Source organism: Dehalobacter sp. TBBPA1 (assembly GCF_040931655.1).
Taxonomy (GTDB): Bacteria; Bacillota; Desulfitobacteriia; order Desulfitobacteriales; family Syntrophobotulaceae; genus Dehalobacter; species Dehalobacter restrictus.
On sequence record NZ_CP162385.1, the window covers coordinates 948,920 to 966,712 of the forward strand.

The 17,793-nt window shown below is 39.4% G+C and carries 16 protein-coding genes; all 16 read left to right on the forward strand.

Annotated elements, in window-relative coordinates:
* The first annotated feature begins 1 nt into the window (after nt 1).
* Nucleotides 2-1,150, forward strand: a complete 1,149-nt coding sequence (locus AB3489_RS04785) for a glycosyltransferase family 1 protein (protein ID WP_165904924.1) — start codon at nt 2-4, stop codon at nt 1,148-1,150.
* Nucleotides 1,110-2,180, forward strand: a complete 1,071-nt coding sequence (locus AB3489_RS04790; RefSeq protein WP_119774501.1) for a glycosyltransferase — start codon at nt 1,110-1,112, stop codon at nt 2,178-2,180. Before AB3489_RS04785 ends, AB3489_RS04790 begins: the two co-directional genes overlap by 41 nt.
* Before the next feature lie 3 nt (nt 2,181-2,183).
* The gene (locus AB3489_RS04795; protein WP_020492667.1) at nt 2,184-3,398 is read left to right on the forward strand and encodes an O-antigen ligase; all 1,215 of its coding nucleotides are present in this window, start codon (nt 2,184-2,186) and stop codon (nt 3,396-3,398) included.
* Nucleotides 3,392-4,855, forward strand: a complete 1,464-nt coding sequence (locus AB3489_RS04800) for a hypothetical protein (RefSeq protein ID WP_119774500.1) — start codon at nt 3,392-3,394, stop codon at nt 4,853-4,855. The genes AB3489_RS04795 and AB3489_RS04800 overlap by 7 nt, the downstream gene beginning before the upstream one ends.
* Nucleotides 4,828-5,538: a hypothetical protein gene (locus AB3489_RS04805; RefSeq protein WP_119774499.1), complete on the forward strand. Its 711-nt coding sequence runs from the start codon at nt 4,828-4,830 to the stop codon at nt 5,536-5,538. Before AB3489_RS04800 ends, AB3489_RS04805 begins: the two co-directional genes overlap by 28 nt.
* A complete protein-coding gene (locus tag AB3489_RS04810; RefSeq protein ID WP_020492669.1) occupies nt 5,535-6,803 on the forward strand; it encodes a polysaccharide biosynthesis C-terminal domain-containing protein in 1,269 nt (422 codons plus the stop codon). Before AB3489_RS04805 ends, AB3489_RS04810 begins: the two co-directional genes overlap by 4 nt.
* Before the next feature lie 409 nt (nt 6,804-7,212).
* Nucleotides 7,213-9,435 carry a DNRLRE domain-containing protein gene (locus tag AB3489_RS04815; RefSeq protein WP_368294140.1) on the forward strand — a complete coding sequence of 741 codons (2,223 nt, stop codon included), beginning with the start codon at nt 7,213-7,215 and terminating at the stop codon, nt 9,433-9,435.
* A 195-nt stretch (nt 9,436-9,630) separates the two neighbouring features.
* On the forward strand, nt 9,631-11,022 hold the full coding sequence (locus AB3489_RS04820; RefSeq protein ID WP_083916808.1) for a UDP-glucose/GDP-mannose dehydrogenase family protein: 1,392 nt from the start codon (nt 9,631-9,633) through the stop codon (nt 11,020-11,022).
* A gap of 66 nt (nt 11,023-11,088) precedes the next feature.
* Nucleotides 11,089-12,135, forward strand: coding sequence for an SDR family NAD(P)-dependent oxidoreductase (locus AB3489_RS04825; RefSeq protein ID WP_026156557.1), 1,047 nt, complete (start codon nt 11,089-11,091; stop codon nt 12,133-12,135).
* Between the two features lie 138 nt (nt 12,136-12,273).
* Nucleotides 12,274-13,209, forward strand: a complete 936-nt coding sequence (locus AB3489_RS04830; protein ID WP_034382454.1) for a DUF2935 domain-containing protein — start codon at nt 12,274-12,276, stop codon at nt 13,207-13,209.
* A gap of 254 nt (nt 13,210-13,463) precedes the next feature.
* Nucleotides 13,464-14,102, forward strand: coding sequence for a B12-binding domain-containing protein (locus AB3489_RS04835; protein WP_020492674.1), 639 nt, complete (start codon nt 13,464-13,466; stop codon nt 14,100-14,102).
* A gap of 3 nt (nt 14,103-14,105) precedes the next feature.
* On the forward strand, nt 14,106-15,278 hold the full coding sequence (locus AB3489_RS04840; RefSeq protein WP_020492675.1) for a uroporphyrinogen decarboxylase family protein: 1,173 nt from the start codon (nt 14,106-14,108) through the stop codon (nt 15,276-15,278).
* Between the two features lie 13 nt (nt 15,279-15,291).
* Entirely contained in the window at nt 15,292-15,435 is a 144-nt protein-coding gene (locus AB3489_RS04845) for a hypothetical protein (RefSeq protein ID WP_020492676.1), read from the forward strand.
* Nucleotides 15,436-15,751: 316 nt separating this feature from the next.
* Nucleotides 15,752-16,390 (forward strand): B12-binding domain-containing protein, encoded by a 639-nt coding sequence (locus tag AB3489_RS04850; RefSeq protein WP_020492677.1) that lies wholly within the window; start codon nt 15,752-15,754, stop codon nt 16,388-16,390.
* Nucleotides 16,391-16,393: 3 nt separating this feature from the next.
* The gene (locus AB3489_RS04855) at nt 16,394-17,560 is read left to right on the forward strand and encodes a uroporphyrinogen decarboxylase family protein (protein WP_020492678.1); all 1,167 of its coding nucleotides are present in this window, start codon (nt 16,394-16,396) and stop codon (nt 17,558-17,560) included.
* A gap of 13 nt (nt 17,561-17,573) precedes the next feature.
* Nucleotides 17,574-17,717 carry a hypothetical protein gene (locus AB3489_RS04860; RefSeq protein WP_020492679.1) on the forward strand — a complete coding sequence of 48 codons (144 nt, stop codon included), beginning with the start codon at nt 17,574-17,576 and terminating at the stop codon, nt 17,715-17,717.
* The last annotated feature ends 76 nt before the right edge of the window (nt 17,718-17,793 follow it).

Below are 17,793 nucleotides of genomic sequence, written 5' to 3' on the forward strand. Positions count from 1 at the left end.
TATGTTAAAAATTTTAATTTTAAATACCATTGGTTTAGATTTTGAAGGCATCACGAATAGTATCACTTCTTATTTGGAAGCAACAGAACGCTCCGACATGAAGATTGACTTTGCTTTAGTCAGCCAGAACTTTCATCCGGAGATGCTTAGGATTATACGAGAGATGGGATGCGGCATACATGTGCTTCCGTTACGAATGAAGGAAACTTTCCGGTATTTTTTAGCTTTGCGCCGCTTGATAAAAAGAAATCAATATGACATTGTTCATGCTCATGGCAATAGTACCACATTAGCTATCGAGATGTGGGCTGCTAAATTGGCGGGTTGTAAAGTAAGGATTGCCCATAGTCGTAATACATGTACGAATTATCCTAGATTAAATAAGTTACTGCGGCCGTTATTTAATTTGTCCTATACACAGGGCTTTGCGTGTGGTATTCAAGCGGGCAAATGGCTCTTTGGCAATAAAGATTTCAGAGTAATCCCTAATGGCAAAGATATCTCAAAGTTTGCTTATAACCCAAACAGAAGAATTGAGCTACGAACAAAATTAAAATTAACCGGTAAGGTTGTTATAGGGCATGCCGGCAACTTCAATTATCAAAAAAATCATGAATATTTAATTAAGATATTCAAGGAGTTGGCTTGTGAAGATAAACATTATGTACTTTATTTGATAGGTGAGGGTTCACTTCGTCCACAGATAGAGAAAATGGTTGAAGCGTATGAATTAGAAGAACAAGTTATTTTTACCGGGAGTATATCCAATATGGCTGATATGCTGCAAGCAATGGATATTATGATCTTTCCGTCTAGATTCGAAGGCTTACCTAACGTGGTGTTAGAGTGGCAGATTGCCTGTCTGCCCTGTGTGATTTCTGACGTAATCACAAAAGAATGTAAATTAACAGATTTGGTTACCTATATGCCGCTGCAAGAAGGGCCGTCTGCATGGGCCGAAAAGATTCGTTCCATAAAAATCCCTGACAGAGAAAAGATAAAAGAGGGTGTATTAGAGCAAATCCAGGCGGCTGGTTTTGATATTCAGGAAAATGCCAAGCAATTAAAAGAAATTTATTATAAGTTAGTTGGAGGAGGTGATGAAATAAATGATGGAAAAAGCAAATCGTATCATCTTTATCAGCAATGAAGTAGCCAACGGGGGTGCGGGGCGCGTTATCAGTGTTTTAGCAAACGCCTTTGCAGGAAAAGGGTATCATGTTTCGGTATACGCTTTTAATAACAGGTATGAAACCTATCCAATGAATCAATGGGTTGAGCAAATCTTTTTAAAAGTAAGATATACACAAAAACTGATCAATAAATTGGACAGGATTCGGCAACTGCGAAACGTATTTAAAAACAACCCAGGTGCTACTATCGTTGCCTTCGAATACTTTGTTAACATGCAGACGATCATTGCGGGTTTGAGATTGAAAAATAAAATAATTATCTCCGAAAGAAATGATCCGACCCAACAGGATAATAAAAAAATGATTAAACCCCTCAGATCCTTTCTATATCGATGGGCAGACGGTCTGGTATGCCAGACACCGGGTGCTAAGGCCTACTTTCCAAAAGCGGTTCAAGAGAAAACAGTTGTTATTGCCAACCCTATTATGGAAGGACTGCCGGAATTGTTCTGGGGAGAAAGAAGAAAAGAAATCGTTAATTTTGGACGTTTAGAAAAGCAAAAGAACCTCTTGCTGTTGATTGATGCATTTGCATTATTTCATAAGGAGTACCCCGAATATAGGCTATCCCTTTATGGAGACGGCAGTGAAAGGAATCGAATAGAAACCTATATTGATCAAAAACACTTACGGCATTGCATTACTGTGCACAGAAGCATTCCAGATATACATGAAAAAGTAATCGAGTGTACCATGTTTGTTTCCTCTTCGGATTACGAAGGCCTTTCCAACTCTATGATCGAGGCGATGGCCATCGGTCTCCCATGTATTGTCACTGACTGCCCTTGCGGCGGAGCGAGAATGATGATTAATTCCTATGAGAATGGGATATTGGTTCCGGTGAGAGATGTGAAGGCCATGTTTGAAGCAATGAAATATATCATAGAAAACCCAGAGAAAGCAGCTGCTATTTCCAGGAATGCTACAAAAGTCAGTTTAGATTTGGCAGTGGGTAAAATAGTAACTGAATGGGAACGGATGATGTGATACATGATTTTATCGAATAGAATCAAAATAGTGGATATTTTGATCGTTTTATACATCTTTGGTTCTATAGTGCTGGACCCAGGAGATAATCTGTTAAGGCTGATTAAAGTCTTACTTGTTATCCCCTGCATTATCTATATTATGAAGTCACAAAAACTCTATCTTAATACTTATGTAAAATGGATGCTAGCCTTTAGCATATTTGCAGGGTTATCCTTTTCTTGGGCACTTTCTATCGATAATGCTGCTTATCGCTACCAGACGTTGGTACTGAATTTTATCGGAATTTATTGTCTGCTTGTGTATATTAAAAATCAAACTGACAGGATTACTTTGATATTAAATACAATGGTCTTTGCCCCAATGATTCTGGAAATGCGAGTTGTTATGTCTTTTGGGCTTCTTGCGTTTCAGGATACCAGAAACCTGGATAGTATAATGAGTTCCAATTTAATCGGGATGCGTGCCGGGATCGCAGTTGTGCTGGGTGCTTATTTATTTTTGACAGGTAAAAAATATAGAATCATTTACCTGTTCAGTATGGCCTTGAATACAGGGATTGTAATTTTGTCCGGATCGAGGAAAGCCATATTGTTTATGCTGATTCCGTTACTTTTGTATTACATCTTCAGTCAAAGTAATATTTTAAAACGCCTCAGAAATGCCCTGCTCGCAATTGGGTTGGTCTGTGTAGCCTTTTATGCGATTATGAATATTCCCTTTGTCTACGACATGGTTGGTTCTCGCTTTGAGACGCTGATCTATGGATTTATTGGTACTGGTAAAACAGATGGAAGTACGAGCATGCGGTTAAAGATGATCGAGTGGGGCCTGGAATGGTTTAAGATGAAGCCATGGATTGGTTATGGTATTAACAATTATATGAGTCTGCTTGGAACAATGAAAACTTATGCCGGAACAACCGGTGTCTATGCTCATAATAATTATATTGAACTGTTAGTTGATCTGGGGATGATTGGAACAGCAATCTATTATTTTATATATTTCAAGATGTTGGAGAAAGCTGTTCGCCTTAAAAAAAGGCTTGCCCCCTTACAATTGATCATGGTCACCATCTTGGTATCCATTATTGTAAATGAATATGGGATGGTATCTTATATCGATATATATACGCAAATTATCCTGGCACTCACCTGGACTTTACTTTTTAGACAAGAAGAAAAGGTAAACGGAAAAGGGGGCGGTTTAAGATGCTAGAGATATCAAAACAGCTTTTTTTTAACTGGAATAACAGCAAAATACATTATTGCCATTGGAAAAGCAATGAGCACCTCGAAGAAGGTCTAAATGGTTTGACAGATTTAGATGTACTTGTTTCTTTGGACAACAAAAATCACTGTGAAAGCATACTGAGGAACTTAAATTTTATTGAGTGTAATCCACAATACGGTTCTCGATATCCAGGCGTAGATGATTGGATTGGCTATGATGCCCAAACGGGCAGATTGATCCATATTCATCTACATTACCAAATCATAACCGGCCATCGAGGTCTGAAAGAATATAACTTACCTTGGTCGCAGGAGGCTCTTGACACAAGAATTAAAGACAATCGTACAGGTGTATATATCATGGAGCCAAATATGGAGATCATGACCCTGTATACACGTATTGCCCTGAAAGCATCATTAAAGAAGATTTACACTGCAAAAAGAGGCAATTTTAAATTAGACATCGGCACTTTAAAAGAAATAACTTATTTAAAAAAAAGAATTAACTTAACACCATTAACAATTTTAATAAAAAAATTTTATGGTAGTGACAAGTTGTTAAAAGAATTTATTGAAAGACAGACCCTTACTTCCGAAGACTTTTTGTCATTACACAAGTATATAACTAAAAGTATGATACCTTGTTGTACGATGAGCACATTTACGTCACTTGTGCAGAAAAATTATTTTAATATCGTGCTTCCTATCAGGAATTTATTAAGAAAAAAAGTTAAAAGGTTAATTATCTATAAAAAGACACCCCAAACTGGTGGAATGATGATAGCGTTTATTGGGCAGGATGGTTCAGGAAAAAGTACTGTGACGGATGAAATACTGGAATGGTTAACATGGAAGTTAGATGCCAATAAGTTTTATCTTGGCAGTGGAGAACACTATTATTCATGGCAAAAAACTTTAAAGAAAAAAATTGAAAACAAAAAAATCTATAAAATAGTAGCTGTGTTATCTGCTTTACTTACGTTAAGTAATCATATATCTGCTGCCAGGAGAACATATAAATCGCTCAACAAAGCAAAAAAATATGTTCTGTGCGGAGGTATTGCTATCTTTGACAGATATCCCCAAACAAAGCATTTTGGTATTAATGATGGTCCTAAGATTAGAGTTAACTATGTAGATAAAATTAGCAATCCATTGTTAAAAAAATATATACTTTACTGTGCCAAAGTGGAAGAGAATTATCTTATCAGGGCTGAAAAAATTGTTCCTGGACTTGTATTTAAACTGATTTTACCACCTGAAATATCGATCAAAAGAAAACCAGAGGAAGATTTTGATACCGTAAAAAGAAAACATGAAATAGTTAAAAGTTTATCATTTGAATATTCAAAAGTGTATTACATTGATTCGACCATGGAATATGGTAAAGAGATAAAGGAGATAAAAGAATTAATATGGGACAACCTGCGGAAACAAAGATAATCGAATTTAATGGGTTAGCAGGATGCGGTAAAACAACATTGGCAAGAGAATTAAAGGAAGAGTTAATTAGAAGGGGATATCGCGTCATTCTATTCGGTGAAGCTTATCATATATTTAAAGAGCACCCATTTAAAAACATAATTAGATGTTTTGAATGGCCGTTATTTCTTCAATACATAAGATTTTTTTTAGTAATAGGAAGAAAAAAAGAAAATACATTATTTATATATTGGGCTGCATTAAGAATTAGTTTGATCTATCGATGGTGCTTGAAAACCGGAGAATATAATTTCATTTTATGTGATCATGGTTTAATTCAAAATATAATTTCATTATTAGGATTTGATCAGTTAAAACATTGTGAAAGGTTTAATCGGTGTTTCACTTCTATCTTAAAAGCTGAGAGCAAGATTTATATCGTAAATTGCAATGTACCCATAGAATTATCCAGTAAACGGATACACATCAGAAAAAAAAACACAGGAAGATTGGATGTAATTAGCAATGATTTGGACTTGAAAAAGTTATTGCGAATAACAGAAATTAATTTTATTGCAGTACGCAACAAAGTAAAAACCATCCAAAAAGAATGGCCGATTATTGATCTTGAAACGGATAAACCAATACAAATAAACATACAAAGAATGTTAAACTTATTAAGTCAAAGGAACCAATACGAATGATTTTCGAAAAAACTATACGTAAACTGACAGATAACGCATATGTTTTTTCCATGTTAGCCAGAATTATTGGCGTAATGACAGGGTTAGTCCATTCCATACTCTATACCCGGTATTTAGGGGCGGAGTTGAGGGGTGAGGCTTCTGTTATTTTGAATTATGCAGGATTGATTTCTTTAGTTCTCTGTTTTGGTGTATATCAGGCGTATCCTTTTTTTAAAAAAAAGACTGGTCAGGATATTTATAGAGAATATATCAATTATGTTTTTGGACTGTTTTTCCTCTACATCATTATAAGTGCTATCTTAATTTTTCTTTTGGATTTACCGACGGATCTTAAAGTTGTAACTTTACTAATCCCATTACTGATGGGAATTAAGCAGTTAAACTATGTGGTCTTAATAGAAAATCCTAAATTGCGAAATACTGCCAGTATTCGACTTGACTTGTTTGATATCGCTTTTCTTGTTATTCTAATGATCTTTACAACAGCAAACTATTTTCTTTGTATCACTTTCTTAATAGTAAAACATTTAGTCTACTTTATCATTGCAGTTTCAAATTTAAAAATCAAAGTTAAAACTATTCGTCCCAATTTGAAAGGGATTTCTCCCTATATAAAATACGGCATTGTTCCAATGGTTACAGTTATTTTTATGGAAATAAATTATAAGGTTGATGTGCTTATTCTACAATATTTCAACATAGATATGGCTCAAATAGGTATTTACTCGCTGGGTGTACTGTTAGCAAATAAATTATGGATGATACCGGATGCGCTTAAAGATATATTACTATCTAAGCTTACTAAAGGAAGAACGGCTGAAGAAGTGGTCAAAATTAGCAGGATCTCATTTTTTATGATGCTTCTTTTTATTCTAGCTGCCGTGTTTTTTGGCAAACCAGTTATTTGTCTATTATATGGAGCTGAATTTAGCGGTGCCTATTTTGTTACGATGATATTATTAGCAGGAGTTTTAGGTATGGTATTTTACAAAATGGTTTATTCATACAATGTGGTGAATGGTCATAAAAATGTGAATCTGGTTCTTTTAGGTATAGCTGCAATTTTAAATGTGAGTTTAAATATTATCCTTATTCCATCATATGGCATAATGGGAGCTGCAGCTGCCTCTTTTGCTTCATATATAGTTTGTGGGATAAGCTTTTTAGTATATTTTTGTCTGAAAACAAGAACACCGTTATTAGATATGTTGATAATCAAGCGTAAAGATATTAAGATGATCTTTAATTTTATAAAGAAATAAGTATGGTCTGGCAAATACCAATAATAAGGACAAAGTTTAATAGCATAACTATGATATGAAGGCGATTTTCTTCTTCAATGGAAGTGATGGAAAAGAAGATTGCAAATATAAAAAATAATTGAATGAAAGATAAGGAGGATAATAAATGAGAACCCACAAATGGCATTTCTGGAGACCAATGTCAAAATGTCTTGCCATGGTTATTGTGCTTACTTGGATAACGCCCATTACCTATGCTGCTGAAAAACCCCAGGGTCAAGGTGGTTTTTTTCATAAGGTCAGGGTAATCGACACAATGAATATCGGGATTCCAAACCTAGGGGGGCTGACCTTCCTACCCAAAACAAATCAATTTGAGGTTATGAACACGAATCCATCGGACCCATCACTCTCACAATTTACTGATTTATTGTCAGTTACGATGGATGAAAAACTTGAAGGATCAGTTCGTATTCCGGTTGCCAAACTGGACTCTGTAAATACCGCATATGATGAGGATTTTGGCGGCTTGTTGATCTTAGAACAAAGCGGACAGAGCCTTGTCCTGGTTCCAACGGGAACTGACGGCAAATTGCAGCCATCTATGCTGACCCGGCAAAATATTCAATCTTGGAGATTGAAAAAGCCAAAGGGCATGACCGTGGATCATACCGGAAAACAGATATTTATTTTGGATTTGTCCGGGCCGAGTATAATTAAAATCACGCCAGCAGGCAGCAAGGGGTTGGAGAATGCATCTATTACAACGGTGGATCTTCGGCAACTTGGCATCTTAAAGCCCCATGGGCTGGCCTTTGATTCGGCAACCGGTCATCTTCACCTTTTTAGTCAAGATAACCAGACGCTATATGAAATAGCGCAGTCCGGAGAGATTGTAGCCACCCGCAACTTATCAACTTTTAAACTCACTAACCTGAAAGCTTTGGTTTTTGCGCCAAGCTTTGATCAGACTGATAATCCGCAGCAAACAAGTCTTTATCTGGCAGACAGTAGCCGTATCATTGAGTTGTCCTTATACGAACCGGTTGTTATGGCTGCAAGTACGTTTAGTTCAGTGCTGTACCATACCATCGACACTTCTAGTTTAACACCGCCGAGTCCTGATCCATGCGGCATCGAATATTTACCATCATCAAATACGCTTTTATTTTGTGATTCCGAAGTGGATGAAATGACCAATCTATGGGCAAACGCGAACCTATTTGAAACCACGCTTAGCGGTACAATCGTTAGAACTTCTAATATAAGATCTTTTACCAAAGAACCAACGGGCATTGCCTATAACCCTGCCAACGGGCATATGTTTATTTCGGAGGACGATGGGCATAGAATATTTGAGGTGGCACCCGGCAAGGATGGTTTTTTTGGCACTTCAGACGACACCCGTTCAGTGTTTATGACCTCATATTTTGGCTCGAACGATCCTGAAGGAGTGGCATTTGATTCTTCGTCCAACACCCTTTTTATCGTTGATGGTGTCAATGAAGAAGTTTATCTAATTAAGCCGGGTATCAATGGCCAGTTCGATGGTGTACCGCCATATGGTGATGATCTTGTGACAAACTTTGACACTACAATTTTAGGAGTACACGATCCAGAAGGAATTGGCTTCTGCCCAGCTACAGGCCATTTGTACATTTCAGACACAGCATCGAGGACTGTTGTGGCAGAGGTTACCGTAGCCGGTACTTTGGAACAAACGATTGATATCTCTGCAGCTTCAGCCCGAAAACTTTCGGGGATAGGCTTCGGACCGAGCAGTACCGATCCGGCATCTGTGGCTATGTATGTAACTGATCGCGGTGTAGATAACAATGTGGATCCAAATGAAAACGACGGAAAAATATATGAGTTATCCATACCAACGAACAACAATGCGCCAACCGTGAGTATAATCGGTCCTGTAAACGGAGCCTCTTATATGAGTGGCGACGCCATAAACTTCAGCGGAAGCGCCAGTGATACGGAGGATGGGAACCTGAGTGCGAGTATGACATGGACCTCATCGATTGATGGTTTAATCGGAAATGGCAGTTCATTTAACGTTAGCAATTTGACTATCGGTACTCATACCATAACAACCACAGTATCCGACAGCAACGGAGTGAGCAGTTCAGCGAGTGTTACTGTATCAGTAGACCCCATACCCCAGATTAGCAAGTTTACGCCAACCGACGATGCAAAGGTTAGCAGTATAAATCCGAATAAAAACTACGGCTCAATAACTACATTGGAAGTGCGTAAAAGCACATATACGCTCCATAGCTATCTTAAGTTCAATGTAACCGGATTAAGCGGTACGATGAAGAACGCTAAGATAAGGGTATATTCTGTTGCAAGCAGTAGAGATGGAGGTTCTATCTATGCTGTATCCAACAATTACAATGGAACCAGTATTCCCTGGTTGGAAAGTGGATTAACTTACAATAATGCCCCGAGTATAATAGGGGAGCCTTTGAGTACAAAGACGAAGGTAACAATTGATTCCTGGGTTGATTATGATGTGACAGCAGCGATTACAGGCAATGGAGAGTACAGCTTTGCTTTAGCAAACATTTCATCCCAGTATACCAAATATAATTCCAGTGAAGCTAGCCTCAACCTACCTGAACTGGTAATCGAGATGGAGTAGCAGGGATATTGTTAATATGTAGTTAACGATATTATGAAGGAAGAGTCCCTAAGGGCTCTTCTTTTTGTGCCGAACAAAAAAATGATTTATTGATTCTTGTATAGATTGGACTGGAATAAGATTACATAGGAGAGCGTTTGTCCAGATGTTTTTCTCCGAAGATCAATCAACGGAAATGGAGAATGATTAATGATTATGTATGACATAACATTTAAAACGTTATCCCCCCGATCTCAAAAGCCATTAAGTATTGAACGTCCGCTCAACATCACCGTAGCGGGGACGGGTTATGTTGGCTTGGTTTCAGGGGTATGTATGGCCCATAGAGGACATAACGTCACTTGTGTAGATATTAATGAGAAAAAAATAACAATGCTGCAACGGGGAACATCTCCAATTTACGAACAAGATTTACAGGAATTGATGTACCTTAATGAAGCGAGATTAACTTTTACGACAGACTATAAATCTGCTTACAAAAATGCAGATGCCATTTTTGTTGGTGTAGGAACCCCTGAACAGCCTGATGGTTCTGCTAACTTAGTATACATAGCAACAGTTGCAAGACAAATTGCGGAAACGGTAGAAAAGGACTGCCTCGTAGTGGTGAAATCCACAGTTCCCGTGGGTACCAATGATAAAGTCGAGAAGTTTATTCAGGATTTTTTAGCAAATGATGTAGAAGTACAAGTCGCATCAAATCCAGAATTCTTAGCTCAAGGCACGGCAGTACGCGACACGCTTGAGGCGGCTAGGATTATTATCGGCACAAATAGCCAAAAAGCCAGGGATACGCTTATAACAATCTATGAGCCGTTTGGCTTGCCGATCGTATCCGTGTCAAGACGCTCTGCTGAGATGATTAAATACGCCGCCAATGATTTTCTAGCATTAAAAATATCCTATATGAATGATATTGCAAACCTTTGTGAACTGGTCGGCGCCGATATTGAAGAAGTCGCCAGAGGGATGGGGTATGACAGCCGGATTGGCAGTAGATTCCTAAATGCGGGTATTGGATATGGCGGGAGTTGCTTCCCAAAAGATACGAAAGCACTAGATTATCTGGCAACTTTGCATGGGTATAACATTAGAACAGTTAAGGCTGCTATCGATGTCAATAACGATCAAAAACTCCTTCTGTATAAGAAGGCTTGTCAGCGGCTTATCACCTTTAATGGTTTGAAAGTAGCAGTATTAGGGCTAACCTTTAAGCCCGGGACTGATGATTTAAGAGAAGCCCCATCGCTAGCAAATGTACCTTTATTATTAACGCAAGGGGCGGATATTTATGCCTATGATCCGGTTGGTACGGAGAACTTTAAAAGACAATTTTTTAACACGGGTTTAGAACAAGAAGTGAAGTATGGCAAGAAAAGCATACATTATGTAAGGACAGCTGAAGAAGCACTGGATAGTGCAAATGTCTGCTTTATATTTACCGAATGGGAAGAAATTAAAGCACTGGAGCCGGGAGACTATAAGAAGCTCATGCGTACACCTCTTGTTTATGATGGCCGGAATATTTACGATGTAAATGAGATGAGAGAAAGCGGCGTTGAATACTATTCGATTGGCAGAAAATAATGGTATTAAGTGAGGATATTAGTTAGGAAAGCTATCTATCTATTATAAAAGGAGAAGTTGATGACCATGATAGAAGGATATAAGGAATTAGACCCGAGTAAACTTTATTTAATTACCGGCAGCGCCGGATTCATTGGTTTTTTCTTATCTAAGAAGCTTTTGGAACAAGGATGCAGAGTCGTTGGCATTGATAATATGAACGACTACTATGATGTGAATTTAAAGGAGAGCCGACTTAAGCTATTAGAAGAACAAGAACAGTACACTTTTATAAAAGAGGATATCTCAGATGGAGAAACCCTTAAGGAGGTCTTTGAAGAGTATAAGCCCGAGATTGTGGTGAATTTAGCAGCACAGGCGGGAGTACGATATTCTATTAAGAACCCGGATGCATATATTCAGAGTAATATTATTGGTTTCTATAATATTTTGGAAGCCTGTCGTCACAATCCTGTCCAACACTTAGTCTATGCATCGTCAAGTTCAGTCTATGGCGCTAATATGAAAGTGCCGTTTTCAACAGAGGATAAAGTAGACAATCCTGTTTCTCTCTATGCTGCATCGAAGAAATCCAATGAATTAATGGCGCATAGCTATAGCCAATTGTATAGCATACCTTCTACCGGCTTGCGGTTCTTTACTGTATACGGCCCGATGGGAAGACCGGACATGGCCTATTATGCTTTTACTCAGAAGATATTTAATGGCGAGGCCATTAAGGTATTTAACTACGGGAATTGTTATCGAGACTTCACCTATATCGATGATATTATAGAATCAATGATGAGGATACTTTGTAATCCGCCAGCTAAGAGAGTAGATAAAGACAGCATCCTCGATGGGTTACAATACGCAGTTTACAATATTGGTAATAATCGGCCGGAACAATTGATGGATTATATCGCTGCTTTAGAGAAGGCGTTGAGTAAAGCGGTCAGTCGAGAGATTGTTGCGAAGAAAGAGCTCCTTCCAATGCAACCTGGAGATGTAAAGGCCACGTATAGCGACAGTACACCCCTAGAGAGGGATTTTGAGTTTAAGCCGAGTACAACTATCGAGGAAGGGCTGCAACGGTTTGCGGATTGGTATGTTGATTATTATCGGATATCCTAATTTCTTGGAAGGATTGACAACAGCAAACTAGACAGATCCGTTAGAAAAAAGACATGAGGAGATTTCTAGAGATAATGGAATAAATGAGTTATTTGAAAAATACGTTTTAGCATAAGAGTTAATTTAGGAGGGATTTAATTGAACGCAATATTACTGCCAGGAGATTTTGTCCGGGAATCCCTGGAATTACACCTCTTTTTTGGACGAATTATGAAAGAGCACTCCATATTTCTCGAAGCTGGTTTTGTGGCGAAGGATGCAGCATTCGCGCGGCAAGCGGATATGTTTAAGACCCAATTTGCTGAATTATTAAGGGAAGCTGTTTTTTTGGCAAACGGGGTTATCAGTGAAGAAACATTAAGCTCAGGGGAATCAATAACAGATAAAACGCTACGAGCAGAACAAATTACTGAGGAACTATCCGGTATTGCTATTGAATCAGTTATTACGAATGAAGAATTCGGACTAACCCCTAATACCGGAATAAATCCAGCACAACTGGAGGCACAAGTCACTGTCTTAAATCAGAAAGCCATTAGTTTGACCAATGCATTGGTCCAGTTTAAAACCAACATACTTAACGGAATGCTTCAATGTAAATTGTTCACTTTTAATTTTCCTTTATTAATAATCCATATCCGAAGAGAAGCCTTATTTTACATAAATCATTTAGAACGGTTGCAACGGCACATGGCAATTGATTTTGTTCAGGAGGCTATTGAAGAAGAAAAATTTTGGAATAGGCAAATGGCGGAGCATGCACAGTTTATTCGTCACTTATTAGATCCAACTGAATCTAGCCTAATAGTCAAAGCAGAGGGCTTTGATAGGGAATTTCATTCACTTGAGCAAAGAGTACCAGCAGCCCAAAAAAAGACAGACATAGGACGTCTGACACGGGAAACTATTACGGCAACCCGAGCATTAAGGGATTTTAAAGCAGCAGGTACAGAAGGGCTACTAACATGTAAGATAAAATCAATAATCATTCCACTCTTAGCAGATCATGTATTAAGAGAAGCCAATCATTACCTTAGAATATTAAACAGGTCAAAACGGGATTTACAATTATAACACCTTAGATTATTTCTATCATTTCAAAATAGACAGCATATTTGAATCAATAGAATGGAATTGGGATACTGTTCTAAGCTAAAATACAAAATCGGGGTTTGATCCCGTTTGTTTTTTTATGGACAAATTATCGTCAACTAATTCATGTGTTTTTAGCAAATGATATCTTTACTTGTATAGACGAGTAAATGAAATAAGAAAATTATTTCAGCATTGCAGAACTAAACAAAAAAATTCAAGGAGGATGATTGAAAGTGGTGGATTTGAAAGTCCTGACTCAAGCGATGTCCGATTTGGACGAAGACGTGTTAAACAAGGCGATTGATGAAGTACTAAGCAAAGAAAACAATGCAGCAGAAGTTCAAGAAGTTGTTAAAGCCTGTCAGCAAGGTATGACGCTCGTAGGTGAGCGTTATGATTCGGGCGAATATTTTATCGGGGACCTGGTCTTTGCCGGGGAAGTGTTACAAAGCGTAATGGACAAGCTCAAACCGGCTTTAAGTGCAGGGTCCTCAGCAAAAGGCGGAAAAATTGTCCTGGCTACCGTTTTCGGAGATCTTCATGACATAGGTAAAAATATTTTTAGATCCATGGTTGAGGCCGCAGGTTTCGAGGTGATTGACCTGGGGATTAATGTTCCGGTTAGCCAGATCGTGGACAAGGTAAAAGAGGTTAACCCTGATATTGTCGGATTAAGCGGTGTACTGACCTTGGCGCTGGACAGCATGAAAGAAACAGTTGACGGTCTTGCTGAAGCAGGCCTTAGAAATTCAGTCAAGGTAATTATCGGCGGAGTACCGGTTAATGAGGTTGTTTGTAAAAGCATAGGAGCCGATGGTTTCTCGACTAACGCTGCTGAAGGCGTAAAAATATGCCAGAGATGGGTGGGTTGATCAATGAGTGAAGTTGTGAATCTATATCAAGAGCGTCTGGACCGGGTTTATAAAACCTTGAGGCTGGAACAAGCAGACCGCGTTCCGGTGTTAGGCACTTATGGTACCTGGAGTGCCTATTATGCAGGATATACCGATTCTGAAACCAATTGGGACACAGATAAATGCGGGAAAGCAATGATGAAAGTGGCGAATGATATTCCGTTGGATATGCTTCATCAGCCCTTTTCCAGACCTGGCGGCGTGTATCAGGCGTTGGGGAGCAGTTCATTCCATTATTTAAGTGACAGCAATATCGTTCAGTATTCCGATGAGGGTGCGAAAATAATGAAAGATGATGAATATTCCGAATTTACTAAAAATCCATTCAGGTTTTTGGTAGAAAAGGTTTTGCCGCGAAAATATGCCGAACTGGCCAAAGACTCCCCGATGAAGGATTTGGCATTTGCCAAAGGCGCCATGAAGTTCGGAATGTTTGGCGCCCAGAAGGGAGCCATTAAGGGTTCGCTTGCCGCACAAGGAATGCCTGTGTTATTTGACGGTATTATTTTACACCCGATGGATTGGATTGCCGATTTCTTCCGGGGCATTAAAAACACATTTATGGATATCCGCCGTCGTCCGGTTGAGCTCGCTGAAGCCATCCAAGCGTTTACACCGTTGGTCATCAGACTCGGTATGGGTCAGGTACACATGGGACCGCCGAGTCCAAATCCCAAAGTTCTTCTTATGCCGCTGCATTTACCTACGATGCTCAAAACAGCGGATTTTGACAAGTATTACTGGCCGTCATTTAAAATGATTATGGAATTCTTCGTTGCCCATAATGTCTATGTCATACCGTTCTACGAAGGGGATTGGTCACGTTATTATAATCATCTTCAAGAACTGCCTGCCAAGAAAACAATGGGCTGGTTCGAACATGGCGATCCCAAAGAGCTTAAGGATAAACTCAAAGATACCATGTGTCTTATCGGAGTTTTCCCGGCGACTTTACTGCAGTATGGCACCAAGGAAGAGTGTATTGCCAAAGCGAAAGAATTATTGGATGATCTGGCGCCTGGCGGAGGATACATTTTTGGTACTGATAAAGAACTTATTGCGCCTCAGGATGCGAAAGCAGAAAATGTTATCGCCGTAAACAAGTTTGTCATGGAGTATGGTATTTATAAATAGGAGGTACCTCGCGATGGAAGAAAAGTTATTGATTTCTTGGAGTGATATCGTTAAGGAGCATCCGGAGCTCGCAGATAAAGATCCAGCAATGGGCATGAATTGGGATATCGGGCAGGAAATGATTTTTGCCTATGTCACTTTCCTGGCGCTTTTTTAAAACGAAGAAAATATATTACCACCCGGGAAATAGGAACAAGAATATCATATGAAGCAAAGGCTTAAAGCCAGGAGAATATCCTGGCTTTTTTATCCGGCCTTTTAGGTTATATTTTTGAACAGATCACGCGCCCCTAATTTTCATTTGTTTTTTTACTGATAATAATTTTGAAAATTTAAAATATATAAATTACCCCCTTAGTAAGCGCTAAGATTTTTTAAATTTTACCTATGATATATTAACTTGTATAGACAGCAAATTTTATTATCATAGACTAAAAAAATAGCTGTAAAAAACTTAAGGAGGATGGTTTGAAGTGGTAGATTCGAAAGTCCTGATTCAAGCGATGTCCGATTTGGACGAAGACGTGTTAAACAAGGCGATTGATGAAGTACTAAGCAAAGATGACAATGCCGCAGAAGTCCAAGAAATTGTTAAAGCCTGTCAGCAAGGTATGACGCTCGTAGGCGAGCGCTATGATTCAGGCGAGTACTTTATTGGGGATTTAGTCTTCGCCGGGGAAGTGCTGCAAAACGTCATGGACAAGCTCAAACCAGCTTTAGGCACAGGGTCCTCAGCAAAAGGCGGAAAAGTCGTCCTGGCTACTGTCTTCGGAGACCTTCATGATATCGGTAAAAATATTTTCAGGTCCATGGTAGAAGCCGCGGGTTTCGAAGTGATCGACCTGGGGATCAATGTTCCGGTTAACCAGATCGTGGACAAGGTAAAAGAGGTAAACCCGGATATTGTCGGATTAAGCGGCGTACTGACTTTGGCGCTGGACAGCATGAAAGAAACAGTTCACGGTCTTGCTGAAGCAGGCCTTAGAAATTCAGTCAAGGTGATTATCGGTGGCGTACCGGTTAATGAGGTTGTTTGTAAAAGCATAGGAGCCGATGGTTTCTCCACAAACGCAGCTGAAGGTGTCAAAATATGCCAGAGATGGGTGGGTTGAGCAATGAGTGAAGTTGCGAATCTGTATCAAGAACGTTTAGACCGAGTATTCAAAGCCTTTAATCTGGAGCAGCCGGACCGTGTACCGGTACTGGGTACTTATGGGTCTTGGTGCGCCGAGTTTGCAGGGTATACGGATGCAGAAACCAACTGGGATATAGAAAAAGGCGGCAAAGCCATGATGAAAGTAGCCAGCGAAATCCCGCTGGACATGGTTCATAACTACTTTGGCAGGCCTGGCGGCGTTTATCAGGCGTTGGGGAGCAAGGCATTTCATTATCTGAGTGACAGTACTGTCGCTCAGTATTCGGATGAGCATGCCCAAATCATGACAGCTGATGAATATCCGGAGTTTGCCAAAGATCCGTTCAGGTTTTTAGTAGAAAAGATCTTGCCGCGGAAATATGCCGAACTGGCCAAACCTTCACCGATAAAAGACTTAGCATTTGCCAAAGGCGCTATGAAATTCGGCATGTTTGGGGCACAATCTGGGGGTATTGTAGGCGCGCTTGCCACGCAATACGGAATGCCTATGCTATTTGACGGTGTTATTTTACACCCGATGGATTGGATTGCTGATTTCTTCCGGGGCATTAAAAATGCCTTCATGGATATCCGCCGTTGTCCCAATGACTTTTTGGCGGCTATTGAGGCATTTACGCCGTTGATTATCAGGCTTGGTATGGGTCAGGCTCTTATGACGCCGCCGAGGCAATATCCGAAGGTTCTGGAATTACCGATTCATTTGCCCACAATGTTGAAAACTTCTGATTTTGATAAGTTCTTCTGGCCGGCGTTTAAAACGATTATGGAGTTTTTTGCTTCCCAGAACATCAATGTCGTACCAATTTATGAAGGCGATTGGTCTCGTTATTACGATCACCTACAAGAGCTGCCTGCCAAGAAATCCATGGGTTGGTTTGAATACGGCGATCCGAAAGTAATCAAAGAGAAACTCAAGGATATCATGTGTATTTCCGGGCTTTATCCTGCGACCTTGCTGCAATTTGGCACGAAGGAAGAATGTATCGCCAAGGCCAAAGAATTAGTGGATATTCTGGCCCCGGGCGGCGGATATGTATTTGGTACGGATAAGGAACTGATTACAGGTAAAGCGGAAAACATCATCGCCGTAAACAAGTTTGTCATGGAGTATGGTGTTTATAAATAGGAGGTGCTTCACGATGGAAGAACAATTGTTGATTTCTTGGAGTGATATCGTTAAAGAGCATCCGGAACTCGCAGATAAAGATCCTGCGATGGCTATGAGCTGGGATATTGGACAGGAAATGATCTTTGCCTATGTAACTTTCCTGGCGCTCTTTTAAAACAAAGGAATAAGGAACTAAATATAAATTAAGCAAAAGTAAGTAAGACAACCGGGTTTGGTCCCGGTTGTCTTTT

Coding starts and splice junctions, on each gene's coding strand:
- AB3489_RS04785 (WP_165904924.1), top strand. CDS start 2: ATGTTAAAAATTTTAATTTTAAATACCATTGGTTTAGATTTTGAAGGC.
- AB3489_RS04790 (WP_119774501.1), top strand. CDS start 1,110: ATGATGGAAAAAGCAAATCGTATCATCTTTATCAGCAATGAAGTAGCC.
- AB3489_RS04795 (WP_020492667.1), top strand. CDS start 2,184: ATGATTTTATCGAATAGAATCAAAATAGTGGATATTTTGATCGTTTTA.
- AB3489_RS04800 (WP_119774500.1), top strand. CDS start 3,392: ATGCTAGAGATATCAAAACAGCTTTTTTTTAACTGGAATAACAGCAAA.
- AB3489_RS04805 (WP_119774499.1), top strand. CDS start 4,828: ATGGGACAACCTGCGGAAACAAAGATAATCGAATTTAATGGGTTAGCA.
- AB3489_RS04810 (WP_020492669.1), top strand. CDS start 5,535: ATGATTTTCGAAAAAACTATACGTAAACTGACAGATAACGCATATGTT.
- AB3489_RS04820 (WP_083916808.1), top strand. CDS start 9,631: ATGTATGACATAACATTTAAAACGTTATCCCCCCGATCTCAAAAGCCA.
- AB3489_RS04825 (WP_026156557.1), top strand. CDS start 11,089: ATGATAGAAGGATATAAGGAATTAGACCCGAGTAAACTTTATTTAATT.
- AB3489_RS04840 (WP_020492675.1), top strand. CDS start 14,106: ATGAGTGAAGTTGTGAATCTATATCAAGAGCGTCTGGACCGGGTTTAT.
- AB3489_RS04845 (WP_020492676.1), top strand. CDS start 15,292: ATGGAAGAAAAGTTATTGATTTCTTGGAGTGATATCGTTAAGGAGCAT.
- AB3489_RS04855 (WP_020492678.1), top strand. CDS start 16,394: ATGAGTGAAGTTGCGAATCTGTATCAAGAACGTTTAGACCGAGTATTC.
- AB3489_RS04860 (WP_020492679.1), top strand. CDS start 17,574: ATGGAAGAACAATTGTTGATTTCTTGGAGTGATATCGTTAAAGAGCAT.